Annotated in this window: 4 protein-coding genes; all 4 read right to left on the bottom strand. The window is 60.2% G+C overall.

All coding sequences use genetic code 11. The features are described from left to right. Positions 1–8 precede the first annotated feature (8 nt). Positions 9–6,359 carry a DEAD/DEAH box helicase gene (locus KBX18_RS01450; RefSeq protein ID WP_255994535.1) on the bottom strand — a complete coding sequence of 2,117 codons (6,351 nt, stop codon included), beginning with the start codon at positions 6,357–6,359 and terminating at the stop codon, positions 9–11. Between the two features lie 71 nt (positions 6,360–6,430). Continuing rightward, a complete protein-coding gene (locus KBX18_RS01445) occupies positions 6,431–8,137 on the bottom strand; it encodes an AAA family ATPase (RefSeq protein ID WP_255994534.1) in 1,707 nt (568 codons plus the stop codon). Between the two features lie 14 nt (positions 8,138–8,151). Beyond that, positions 8,152–9,006, bottom strand: coding sequence for a DNA adenine methylase (locus KBX18_RS01440; protein ID WP_255994533.1), 855 nt, complete (start codon positions 9,004–9,006; stop codon positions 8,152–8,154). Between the two features lie 151 nt (positions 9,007–9,157). Beyond that, the gene (locus KBX18_RS01435; RefSeq protein ID WP_255994532.1) at positions 9,158–13,765 is read right to left on the bottom strand and encodes a DNA methyltransferase; all 4,608 of its coding nucleotides are present in this window, start codon (positions 13,763–13,765) and stop codon (positions 9,158–9,160) included. Between the last annotated feature and the right edge of the window lie 10 nt (positions 13,766–13,775).

Raw genomic sequence — 13,775 nt, 5'->3', positions numbered from 1 at the left:
TGTACTCCTTACCCCAGCAACGCCGCCGGGATCGTCTGCTCGTCGAGTGTATCCGGGTACATGAGCGTCCAACCGTCTTCCCGTAGGCGGGTTTCCGCGTCGACGTAGGAATCGTCGCGCTCGATCAACAGCGCAATCTTGCGGTCCGGCCAGGCCACTGCGGTGGGCAAGCTGCCCACTTCTTCACCGATCTCTTCAGTCGCTTCCGCGCCGGCGTGTGCCAGCAACCGCAGGGCGGCTACCACAACTGATTCGTCTTCGAACTCCTCGAGGGCATCTGCCCACGCAGCCGGGTAGTCGCCTGTGTCTGCGCTTGCAGACACTGCTGGCGGAACCTCCGTCTCCGTCTCGGTTACCGGAATTTCATCGTGCTCGCTGGTGGCGATGATCACCGGGGAATCCGCCAACCAGAGAATATTGGCGAAGCGCAAGAAATCCCGCCAGTTGCCCTCAGTGATGGAACCGGCAGCCGGCGCATCCACGTAGAACCGCTTCGCGTGGAACTGCCCTTCCGTGACGGAACCCCCGACGTGTATCTGATTGTTGAATGTGAGCCGTGGCCCGCTGGGAGTATTCGCTGCACGCACCTTCGGTTTGAGGAGCAGGAAGAGCGCTTTGTCCGTCATCGCGTGCATGCTCGTCACTGGGGTGGCCAGATAGGTCAGCAACTGCGTCACCGGCGAGGACTTAAGGAAGCTCCACCCGCCTGCGCCAAACCCGGCAAGCTCAGGTTGGTTTTGCACCACCGTCCAGAATGGAGGTTCCTCGACTTGGTCTTGCTCCTGCTTGAACCACTCAATATCCGCATCGGTGACGCTCCACGGCAGCCAAGATTCTTCGAAGTGGAGCCGGTTGCGCTTCACGATGTCATCGGGGAAACGATAGTGCGCCTCACTGATGTGGAACGCAACTCCGTCGGTGTAGACGGCGACTGGGCGCACCCCGGGGTTCGTGCGGTGCGTGAACACGAAATCAGGTGTGGTGTACCCCTTGTTCACCTGTTCGCGCATCTTCCAGGACTCGCCGTTTGTGAACGTGATCTGCCATTCCACTTGCCCGGCGTTGGGTACGTCCTTCACCGTCGCATAGCGGTCTTCCAGCGCTTTGCGCAGCACTTCCCGGAACTTCACCTCCAAGTGGGAGGAGGTATCGTGCTCCGGCGCGTGAGTCTGCGTCTCCCATGCGACCGTTAAGGGGTCAAGTTCGGGTGCCGGGTGAACCTGGTCGGCGAGGATGGAGCGCAAAGCGCGTTCAGCAGCTGCCCGGGACGTGACCTCTATCTGCGTCCAGTGAGTGTAGGGCAAGAGGCAGTCCGGGCAGGCGAGGCGTTCATCGCTTGCGCACGAGCATGTCTTGACGCGGATGAAGGCCTGCTCGAGCAGGCGACGCACATCTTCGGGAGAAGCGAACTGCGAGAGGTATCCCGTTCCACCGGGCACGTTGTCGTGCATCAACAACGCCTCGACAGTGTCGCCCTTGTGATCCGGCACGCGTACCGTGACCACGCTCAAGTGATCCGGATCTCCGCCGAGCACCTCCTTGAAACCCAACCGAATGGCAGCGGTGAGGCTGGGAATGGTCGAGTTGTCGCCGGCGGTCAACTGCACCGGCACGTGCAGCAGCACACCCTGGGTTTGCAGCGTGCGGTTGAGTGCCACCGTCACCGATTCTTCCTCCCGCGCTGTGCGCTTCGGGCACCACGGACGATGATCCCACTTTGAGTTCTCGCCGTTTTGTGAATCTAAGTGGCCGCAGTAATTGCACACGGTGAACAGCGGTGCGTCCATCTCTTTGTTCGCGAACATCCTCTTCGCCGACGGACCTCGGCCCAGGTTGAACCAGCTCAGGTTCACGTACCGGAGATACTCCGCTCCGAAGCCCTGGGAGAGGAACCAGCGCGCACCGCGCCCGCCCTCTGGCACGGAGAAGCTCAAAGCGGTGTGATAGCTGAGTTCGTGGCGGTAGTCGCGGGAGTCGTCGATAAGCGCACGTGCTCTGTCCACCTCAGCGGAAACGCGGCGCATGCGCACGGTGTCCACAATCTGCCCCTTATCGGCGAAGGCGCTGGCTCCACACTCGGGGCACGCCCCAGAGTGGGTCGAAGCAACTACCCGCTCGCCGTACGAGCAGGCTGGGCACAACCGCCACTGCTCGATGTCGGCGCCGTTCATCCCAACCTCAACCGCGTCCACCTTGGCGGCGATGCCGCGGGCGTAGAAAGTGTTGCCCGGCGCGAGTTCCGTAAGCGCCGAGGACACGCCGCGGGAGAGCTCGAACGTCTCCGGGTTGAACTGCATCGTGGAGGGGTCGAGCTGGGACACGACGACGGCGAGCTCTACAGCGTCGTCCAACAGCGTGAAGTTGGGCAGAAGGCCGTAGCGCTCCATGGCGGAAATCCAGTGCTCTTTGCGCAGAATCGAGTCGAGATCCCGCGAGATCCGCTTGTATGCCGCCTTGGTGCTGCGCTTCTCGCGCTCCAAATCCGGGTCAGCGTTCTCAGTGCCCGCGTTCGGGTCCACCTTTGCCTCGAGTTCGACCAACCGCTCCTGCAGTGTGTCCCGGCGCGCGGTGAACTCTTTCACCTCGCTATCCCACAGCGTGCGGGTGCGCTGTATCTCCCCGGTCAGCGAATCGGGGCCCTGCCCGCACACCCACTGGCGCACACCGTCCACAGTGACTTCGTCCACGAACCCGGAAATGGTTGCAAGGAACGCCTCAACGCGCGCCTCGACGCCCTGGCCGATCTCGTCTGCCAATACATCGAGTAGCGACACCCTGTGGAAACTGAATACATCTCTCGCTTTCTTCACATCCAACCCGTGCGCGTTGAAGTCGAGCGTGTCCACCACATACGCGGTGGCTTGGCGGCGCAGGATCTCTGTGGCGGAGAGGAACGCCGCCGGCGGCACCACATTGCCTGCGATAACGGACAGCGGCTGGTTCAGTTTCGGCAGGCTGGTACCGCGCCCCTGCACGAACGCGAGCACGAGCGAGTTGCCGGTGAGACGCCCGGCGCGCCCGACGCGCTGCACGTACGAGGACACGGACTTGGGCAGGGAGGCGAGCATGACGGTGGAGAGGTCCCCGATATCAATACCCATCTCCAGCGTCGGCGTGGCCACCAGCACGTTCGGCGCGTTCGGGTCGCCAGCGTCCTCACTGCCGCGAAACGCCCGCTCAAGCGCCAGGCGCTCCTCCTTGGGAATCAACCCCGTGTGCTCCCGCGCCACAATCGCGCGCGGGGTGGTCGAGGAGTACAGCTGCGAGTAGTAGTTCGCAGTAACCCCCTCCACGCCGAGCGTTCCCGGGCACCCGGGCGTTGGGCACGGCACGCCATCAAGCAAATCGCGGGCGTGCTTATCCGCACCCAAGGTCGCATTGCACACCTCACACTGCAGCAGCGCCGGTTCCTCCTCGCACCGCACCACCACGTGCTGCGGCGCAATGGCGTACATGGTGGCGCCGGTGTCCGTGGACACCGCCATCACCACCTCGCGCCGAGCCAACTCGCGGAAAACGTTGGTCAACACTGTCGCCGCATCGTGGGTGCCGATGCCGAGCACCTTGGATGTCCAACGCGCGTAGCGCCCGCGCGGGCTGCCCAGCGGGGTGACCCCGCGGTCCTTGTCGTCCAACGCCCGGCCGGAACGCGGAAACTCTGGCGCACCGCCCTTGGGAAAGCGCCGCATGCCGCGCGCCTTGGCGTAGCGGTTATGCAGCCGCCACGAATTCGCGTCATCCTGCAGATAACTGGCGAACATCGGCGTATAAACACCGCCGCGGTCGCGCACCTGCTCCAGAAGCCCACGCATCCACCGCAGTTGCACCTCGTCCGCGTCCGCATCGACGACATCGAACAGGCCCGCATCGATGCTCTTCAGCGCCTCCCGGGAAGCCTCCACCAACACCGCATCATCCACCGCCACCGACGGCGAAAGCGAACCCGTGGACACCAGCGAGCGCGGCAGATGCGCGCGCTGCCCGAACTCTAACGCCGCGTCCAGCTCCAACCGCTGCAGCACCGCAGTTGTGGCCTCGCGCCGGGCGTTTCCGTCCGCGTCCTTGGACCAGAACGGAACGAACGTGGGCGCATCTGCGATTTCCGGCGGCAAAAGCTCGAAGCGGGCGCGCAGCGGGTCCTCGGCAGCATCGGCACGCTCGAGGATCCGCAGCGGCATCTGCGCGATCGTCACCCCCTCGTCGTTGGCGCCGGAGCCTGCGACGGCGCTAACGACCGCCCGCATCAGCGTACGAATCCCAAACGCCCGCGCCCGCGATTGCACAAAGCCAGCCCGGTGCGCTGCGTCCTGCACCGAGTCCGCGAACACCAGCGTCTTCTTTTCCTCCTGGGCAAGCGAGGGCATACCGAAGAGGTTCGACAGCCCCACAGAGAGCAGCGTGGCCACGCGCGAACCGATGTACCGCACCGCGTCCGGTTCCCCGCAGTTCGGGCACACCTGGTCGCGCGCGTAATCCTCCGCCCCTAGGCCCGAGTACGTGAGCACGGGCACCGAGCTGCCCTCCGCACGCGCTTCCTCGCTCGGCTCGCTCGTGCTCAGCGTGCGCGTGGATGTGTGGAACCACATCAGCGCGCGCTTGCCGTCTTCGTCGTCAAACGCACTCAGCTCCGCCCCATCGGCGACTCCGCGGCGGTACTCGTTCGTGGCATCGATGAGCGGACGCGGGAGCTCAGGCTTATCGACGCTCGCCTTCCTAATCGCCCCACCATCCAACACCACCGCATCGGTGCCGGGCTCAAGCGCCGTCATCCACCCGGCGCGACCGCATTCGCGGCAATAAATCGCGGGCAACCACACCGCGGCATCGTCGGCGCCGAGTTGTCCATCGTCCCCGAAGCGGAACACCTGGCCGTCTTCCGTCGGCGTGACAGCGCGCTCGATGCGGGAGACCTCACGCACCCACAGGTGCGTCTCCACACCGGGCAGGCGCTTGCCTCCGAAACCGTACTCCTCCCCTGCGAGCGCGCGCACGTGCGCCACGGCGGTGAGCAGGTGCGTGACGAACTCCCGTGCCGTGTCCTCGCCCAAACTGCGCAGCACAATCGGGTCGAACATTTCCTCCGGCAGCGTTTTCGTCTCTTCATCCTCGCGTTGGATGAGGGGCTTAGCTTTGCCGTCCCCATCCAGCAGCGCCTTGGTGATCGGGTGCACCGCGTACGCCGCGATCGTCGCGTCCAGGTCCGCACCCGCATCCAGCCCCCACAGCTGCGTACGGAAGATATCCAGCACCACGTCCGCGTGGTCGCGCCCGGAGGTGTCGCTCGCGACCGCGTCCACGATCCCGCGCAGCTCATCGATATCCGGCGGCAGGGCAGCGGCACTGCGACCAAAAGTCTGCGCGATCTCCTCGGTCCACTCGTCGTACGTGAGCGTCTTCTCGCTCACCAACGTATCCGGCGTGAACGCTTCCCCGAAAATGGTGCCCGCGAACTCCAACACCTTGGAGCGGTCATCGTCGCCGCCCAGCGTTGCCGAGGTTGCCACCGGCGTGACACGCCCCAACGGGTTCGACGCATTTTCACTCATGAAGCCAGTCGGCTGGTGCTCCTTCAGCATCAACCCGAGGCGGCGCAGCAAGAGTGCGACATCGGTGCCCTGCGCACCGTCGTACGTGTGGAACTCATCCAACACCAAGTACTGCAACGACGTCGCGGACTTGCGCCAGATCTCTCGGTCTTCGGGGCGCAGCAGCAGCTGATCCAGCATCTTGTAGTTGGTGAGCAGGATGTCCGGTGGGTTCAGGCGCATCTCGTCGCGATCATTGATCAACGAATGCGCCGTCACCTTCTTCACATTGCCCGCGGCCTCGCCGGTGTAGATACCCGCCGTAACCCCCGCTAGCGCCGGTTCATCGGCAATTAACTTCGCCAACCGATCAGCCTGGTCGTTCGCCAGCGCGTTCATCGGGTACAGCAGCAACGCCTTCACGCCGGTGTGCCCCTGGGCGCGAGCACGCGCCGCGTGGTCGAGCACCGGGTAGAGGAAAGATTCCGTCTTACCCGAGCCCGTGCCCGTGATCACCAGCGCGGGATCCGGGCGGCGCTCCCCATTTTCGTCGCGGCTGCGCAGCTTGAGGAACGCCTCAGCCTGGTGGTGGTACGGCGTGAAATCGAAGGACTCCGGCATCCAGTCCAAAATCTCGTCCCACCCAATTGCACGCGCGTAGGGCAGCCGCACCCGCACGTACGGGCCGTGGAACATGCCCCGCTCCGTGTCCTCCAAAAACGCCTTCAGCGCAGCGGACGTTTCCGGGTTCGCGAGCGAGAACGCAGTGGCGAGGTACTCAGACACGCTACCAAGGACGTGCTGCGATGCGTGGACGGGGATGAGGGTAGACACGGAAGCGAGTCTATCGGCGAAGGCGAGTCAACTGCCCAACTAACACATCGCTTCGACTGAACAAAGGAATATTAGAATTCGGAAGGTTTTAGTTGCTCCAAAAGAGTCGCATCGAAAATCCAGGTGCTACTCGGAAGGCCGACTAACGAGCTATTCTTCATGATCACCTTCTCCAGCTCCTCGAAAAACTTGGATACTTCAGAACGATTTCGGGGATCAGCGACCCACGCGCGCGCCAGCATACGGAAGGCTGGTTCAAATTTCTTCCAGATGTTTTTATAGATCTCTCTTGGCTTCTGCGAACCCGCTAGCTTCTGTTCCACCTCGTGAACGATGTGCTTTTCGAAGAATCTAAAAGAGTATCCTTCTTGTGTCATGGGAGGGCTATCCCAAAAGCTTGGAATATCGGTCTGGATCTCCTTCCCATAATCGATCAATAGTCTTTCGGGCGAAGTGCCCCCGGGTAGGGCAAGAACCTTGTCAGACAGCCGAGCGCTACCCATCTGGTCGCCATCTAAAACGGCGAATGCTGGTGTTTCCGCGAACAAATCTCGAGCTGCGAAAAGCTGCTTTAAACTAGACTCGCTCATCTTCACGTCGATGAGGCTAAACCGATTAGCAATCTGCGCAAATTTTGGATCGACGTCTGATAGGGATCTTTGGAGAATCTTGAAAAACGTGCGTGCCTCATCATCCTCCATCAACACAAAGATTTGGTTGCTCTTAAGGAGGGCAGTTCTGGTAAGGGTACTGAGGTCCATTCGGAAACTCGTCATTGACGGCTCGGGGTCCAGCTGGGGATCCCCATTGGCGAGAGTCTTGAAATAGAGAATGTGGTCTTTCGCGCCAAGACCGCTTTCCAAAACATTAAAGCTATGCGATGTAAAAACGACTCGAATATTATGATTAACCGCAGCCGATCGCAGATGGTTCATGAGATCCCACTGCATGGCTGGGTGCAGTGTGGCATCGAACTCGTCTATCAGAAGAACTGACGGCTTCCCGTTGGTTAACTGAGAGAATTCTACGAGCGTCTGAAGCGCATACAGAATTACAAAAACGTTGTCTTGCCCTGCAGAAATAGTGTTCGAGTCAACGCCTTCCGCGGTCGTATCAAAAGTACCTGAAAGTTTCACCCCGCTCCAGCTACCAGTTTGGGGGTTTAGCAAGTCCAAACCCGTTATATACTTATACGCCCGCTTCAGGTCATTCAACGACTCAGGACTCAAGTTATTTTGCTTTTTAAAGGTTTCACTATCGGAAATCTCACCTGGGGCTGCCAATCGCGAGAGGCCGAGGTAGATTGCTGGCACTGATGGCAGCCCCCATGAATCGCCCTTGTCGTAGTATGGAGTCATACGGTGCCGGTTATTTTTATCGGAGTTATGCCGTCGAAAATTGAGACTCCGCCCCCCTTCGTATTTAATTCTAAACAGTACGCCCTTGACGCCAACTGAAGGATCGCTGTATTTAGAATTCTTTAATAGCTTCTCTACCTTTAAATTTAGAACCCCAGATACCCCAGTCAATGTTTGAGCTTTCGAAGCGGCAGCCATCCACGGAATATTGCTCGTTGGCCGCTGAAATGCGTTGCTCAACAAATACAGGATGCTGCTCTTACCTATCCCATTAGCACCGCTGATTATGTTCAGTCCTGGCTTGAAGTTAATTTCGATCTGTTTAAATTTCCTATAAGAAAAAATTTCAATTGATTCCACGTGCCCCGCCCAAGGCTCTTTACCTTTAGCGGATTTCGAAGGGGAGTTCTCGTCTGTCATCTGTTTTGCCTCTATCAATCTGCATCGAATGCATCTGGAATCTGTAGATCCTGGGAGAAGAACAAATACTCTTGGGTTCTTTGTCGGCTATTGAGCGAGTACCTGAGAACCAAGGGGCGCATCCGTAGCCGCTCGTAAATTTCGCAAGCAAGAGGGTGCTCGTCATAAGACACGATGAATGGACAGTGACATTCCATAACTGCAGCACCGAATCGCCTATGGTCTTCCTGCGTAAAACTGTTGTGGTAGAGCGCAGCGCCTTTGGTGATGTACGGAGGGTCGGCGTAAATAAAGTACTCGTCTTTTTCGTACGATAGATCCTGTAGAAGCTCTACCGCGTCCTTCGAGTGGATTGTGATTCGATCGCGATACCGGCTGATTTTTTCGATTTTTGAACGTAAGTTTTTGATGGTCACCGGTGTGAGACGCGCATCGATTTTGGTGGAGCCACTTTGCCTACGCCCGCCGATGGGTCCTCCTCGGAGGATACCTGACCTGCTAGTCCTGTTCAGAAAGAGCGTTGCGAAAGCATGCTGGGGAGTCCATTTCAGACTATCGTCCTCGTAAATTGCCCTTTGTTCGAACCACGAGCTCACATCAACAGGCGTTTCGGCAAGTCGATCGCAAAGGTAATTAGGGGTGCTAAGTACGGTTAGCCAGAAATTCGCAATCGCGGGATCTATGTCATTTAGAATGATCGCAGGAACGTCACCTCTTAGCAGAAGTTTTAAGGCGAGTCCGGCACCACCCGCGAACGGTTCCACGTAAGTACGTTGAGACACGTTATTCAAACTCAAAATCGACGCTATCTGCTCGTACACCTGTGATTTCCCGCCGGGGTACCGTAACGGTGTCTCGGTCGCAGGCATTGCGTTCCCCTTCTACACAGCGTTCTGGGATTTCGATAGTAACAGACTAAATCAACATAATCGCTGCTCGCGATCAGCGTCGCTTTAGCTTAGCGTGGCCGAAAAAATTAGTTCTACGAACCGCTCGAATCCCCTCATGGGTTAGCCTTTTTTATTTTTTCGCCATCCCCGCAAACCGCTTATACGCCTTCCGCATACCCGCCTCCCGGTCCCATTGCCTAAACGGATACTCGTAGACGTACTCCACCCCCGACTGCGGATGCACCCACGTTCGATCCGCCACCGACAACTCCGCACCACCCTTCAACTTCGCGTCAGCCTTCACAATCTCCTTCGGCACCTTACGACCATTCGCATCAAACCGATCCTCCTGGTCATAACGGCGCATCACCGGAAACTGCGTCCGATAAATCATGCACAACTCATCCGCCGTCACACCCAACGACAACGCCACTATCGCATCGATTTCCACCTGCGCGGCCCGACGGTCCTCATCCTTACGCAAAGGCTTATCGACGTCCCACGCCTCCCCCATCAGCTCCTCCCACAACGGGGCATACGCCTCGGTGAGACAGTTGAGACGGAGGTAGTTGCGCAACAGGTGCACGCAGCCCAAAGATCTTTTTCCGTAAACCAAACCTTCTATGGCGGCTGGTCGGAGATGGCTCACACCTGAGGCACGAACTAGGAAATCCACGACGAAGCTGGAGAGAATCGCGCCCAACAGGACGGTATCCGCATCATTCTCGGTGCTGGCTGCAGAACCCACAGCGTCGACGTGTGCGGCCCCGGGAGGAATTAGAGACGGGTATGTAGTTCTGTAACCTGTTGTCGCTGCCATTACCCGCCATGCAATCCGAAATGGCTCCTTCGCGGACACTTCATTCCAAGTTCCGTAGTCGATGTCGTACGTTGGCGATAGTTCGCGGTCAGGCTGGTACGCCGTCGCTGGAACGAAGTTGACGGGCATCGCCTCTAGGTCGACCTCAGACCAGTCTTGATTGTGTTTCAGGGTGGGGTTGGGTTGTTTGATCATCGGTGTCGCTACGCCGAGGTGCGGGCCCTGGAGAATGACATCGTCCCATGAATCTGGGTGCGCCCATCCAGTGTCGAAGTAACCGGCCTTTTTGTCGGCAGTTTCGTGCCAACCGGCGGAGAATTGCAGTCCGAGTTCGCGGATACGGGGTGCGGCGGCAAGCTTCTCGAGAACTGCCGCGGCTTCGGTGTTGACCGTGTAGACCATGCGGGATTCGGTGGGCGGAACCGATTCATCCTCAAGAATCGAGTGCCACACCTCAAGCGCCTTGAGATCAACCGTTTGGATGCGATCACGGTGTGGCCGTTGATCCCACTTATCATCATCGTCCTTGAAGCCCGGCAAAACTCCCGAACCATCGTGGCGGAGCGATTCTTCGATAGTCGAAGGGTGGTAGAGCGACGCGGCATGAATGAAGTTTGGGGAGTCTTCTTGACTTCCATAAACGTGGATTCCGTACCGAACCAGATCATGGACGTCGAAGAGAAACAGGGAGTTGATGAACTGCCAGTGGCGCCGAAGGCGTTGGTAGGCACCCCGCCGCAGGGGTGCAGCCTTCTTCTCGGTGAAGTGAGACTCGGGGTGGATGAGGGAGGTGACACCATCCTCCGAAGCGTTGCCCCACGTGCGCTCCATGAAGCCGCGGTAAAGATCCGGTTGCTGGCCTGCGAGGTGAGGATACCGGGTCACGTCCCCCAGAACTGACGAGGTTGCCAAAGCTTCGGCCAGCCCCCGGTACACAATTTCACGGGCGGATTGATCGTCGTTCCACTGTTCTCGGCGCGCATTCTTTTCAACTTGAGTTGGTTTGAGCGCGAGGGAAAACCAAGCATCCGATTCTGAATAGAGCGCGTCCGGGTCAGCGGTCGGCCGCACCCACGGCGGGTTGCCCACCTGCAGGTCGAAGCCACCGCGGGCGAAGACAGCGGCGATGTCGAGGTCCCAGTGGAAGAAGCCTTGGTCAGCGGCGACGGACTGCACCACGCGCAACCACGGGTGGTTCGCTAGCACGGTCTCGATCTTGCGGGCGCCGGAGAGGCCGATCTCAGTGCGTTCCAGCTCCACCAGTTCGTCCCAGTTGGTGGCGCTGGCCAGTCGGATCTGGTTGGTGTCGCGGGCCTGGGTGTCTACGCCGAGGAGGTCTGTAAGTGTGGCGAGCCACTCGTCGAGGTCGGGAAGCTGGTCCACTTCGGTTAGTGGCCAGAAGGTCAGCGCGTTCCACGCGTCCATGGCGAGGCGGAGGCGGAGGTAGGCGCCTTCGGCGTCGTGAAGCAGCTCGCGCTCGATCTGTTCGCGGCGCACGTTCTTCGCGGTGTGTTCGGCGGCGCGACCCCAGAGGTGAATGTCGCGGCGGATCTGGTCCTCCGCGATGCGCATTTTGGACAGCGTGATCGCCCAGAGGGACTCCACGCGGGCGGCGAGGTTGGTCAGCTTCTTTGCCTGCTCTTTGGTGGGCACCTTGCCGGTGACGGATTTGCGCCACGCTTTCATCGCGGCGATCTCGTCCTTGGCCAGGGTCTTCAGGTCCTTCGCGTCGGCGGCGGCGCCCCAGGTCGCGGAAGGCAGGAGGAACTGGTGGATGCGGCCGGCGGCATTGATGTCGCGGGGCTCACCGGCATCGATAGCTTCGGCGAGATTCTGAACGGACTCCCGGCGCGGGACGGCGCTGAGCCACTCGCGCTTCTTCAGCTGGGCTGCGGAGTAGGTGGAGCGCAGTGCGCCGATGAGTGAGTTACCGCGGCGCAGGTGCAGGCCAAACCACGGGGCTTTGAGCTGGCTGGTCATGGTGTCCAGCCACAGAGAGATCTCGGCGAGCTCCACCGCGGTGGGGTTCAGGTCCACGCCGTACACCTGGTGCAGAGCGATGTGGGCCTTGACCTTCTGTAGTTCGATTGTGCGCTGCTCGGGTTCAACCTGGGTGTCCAGTTCGTCCTCGCGAAGCTTCAAATAGAGCTCCGCGAGCTGGCGCACGGCCTCCACGGCGAAGGCGCCGGAGCCCATGGCGGGCTCGCAGATGGTCAGGCTGAGCACGTCCTCGGAGGTTTCGATGCGGCCTTCCTCTTGGAGGACCTCAATGGCCTGGCCGACGGTGAACTCCGTGAGCACCTGCGGGGTGTAGAAGGAAGCGGAACGTTCGCGGTCGCGGCTGGACTGGCGGAACACGAAGGAACCCTCAGGGTGCCGGCGGCGGGTCTTGGCTGTGCCGCCTTCCTCCATCTGCTTGGTCTCCATGACAAAGCTGTCCTCGGGGACGGTGTCGGCGCGGTTGGTGGGGAGCACCCAGGACCCCTTGGAGGCGTCGCCCTTCGGCGCGACCTCGTAGAGGTCTTCTTGGGCGATGAAGCCGTGATAGGACATCAGGCCCTCGTACACCTGGCCCAGCTCGGTCACGCCGAGGGTGGCATAGGAGATAAATCCGCGGTCTTTGCCTGCGGAGACTTTGGATAGGAGCAGGTTCTGAAGGACGCGGGTGAGGGCGTCGTTTGAGAGCTTCGTTGCGTCGATAAGCGATGTCGCTTCGCGCTTGAACAAGTCTGCTTCCAGGTTGCGGAAGGTCAGGCCTTCATTCTGCGCGTCTTTGTCGGCGTCGGGGGTCTCCAGGGGGTCGTGACCGTGGTTGACCTGGGTGAACAAGAGCTGCAGGGAATCGTACAGGTGCGTACCACGGCGGGCTTTATCCGTCACCGGCGGTTCCAGGATCTGGTCGCGGAGACGATCCAGGCCGTAACCGTCGACGTATTCGGGCGCGCCGGTGGGCAAGATGGCAAGCTCCGGGGACGCCTCCGCGAAGAGCAGGAAGAGGATGCGGTACAGGTAGCGCAGGGATTGGCGGGCGAGCTCGTTGCCGTCGAGGTCGTCGATGGGCAGGTTCTGCTCGCGGCGCCGGTCGAGCACGTCGTTGCCGATGATCTCGATGGACTCGCGCACGGCATCGCGAAGGTCGCCGGAGACTTTCACTGCGTGCTGCTGGGATTCCTCGCGGGTTTGAACCCACCACGTGGTGCCGTCGGGGGTGCGCTCGAGATTTTCACGGGCGAGGATGACGGCAATGCGTTCCAGCTCACCGGCCTTCTTCGTGTCATTGCGCTCGACGGCAAGCTGTAGGTTCACGGCCAGATAGCGGCCGAGCGGCCACGATTCGCGCTCAGCGACAAGCACCCACGTTCCCGCGATGACCACAATGAACTCAGGCGGGTCCTGCGAGAGAAACAGATCACCGATGAGCTTGGACACTGTGACTGTGGTGGGCTGAGATTCCTTGCCCGCTGGCGTCACTCCCCCAGCGACCGGGAGGGAAGTGAGAGTGTCCTCGGTGACGTCGTTGTTTGTTTCGCCCTCCCCTCCGTCATGGGCTCCGGTTGCGGGTGCTGCGCTGACGACGATCAGAGTGCCGGCGTTGCCGTGCCAACCGACGTAGGACAGTTCTTCGCCAGCGCGCTCGTAGGTCGTCTGCGAGGGTGCCCCGAACCCGAAAGCTGTGCGGATGAGCGAATCGGTGGCGTCGGCATCAGGGTTCGTCGCAAACGCTTTTTGGAGATCACCGCGGTACTGCTGGAAACGCTTGACCGGCGAGAGTGTTCCGGTTTCATCTTCGAGCTCCGACCATTCCTTGGTGCGGTTCTTCACGCGTTTGGTGAAGGACTCGCCCTTGGTCTCATCGGTGGTGAAGTAGTGATCGCTGATCCACTCGTCGACGTTGAGGATGGAATCGTATGCAGCCATTGGTGTTCGT

The sequence above is a fragment of the Corynebacterium sp. CCUG 69979 genome, from assembly GCF_024454095.1.
In the GTDB taxonomy this organism is placed as follows: domain Bacteria; phylum Actinomycetota; class Actinomycetes; order Mycobacteriales; family Mycobacteriaceae; genus Corynebacterium; species Corynebacterium genitalium.
Note: the sequence above shows the minus strand (reverse complement) of the source record. Positions and strands in the feature narration are given on the sequence as shown.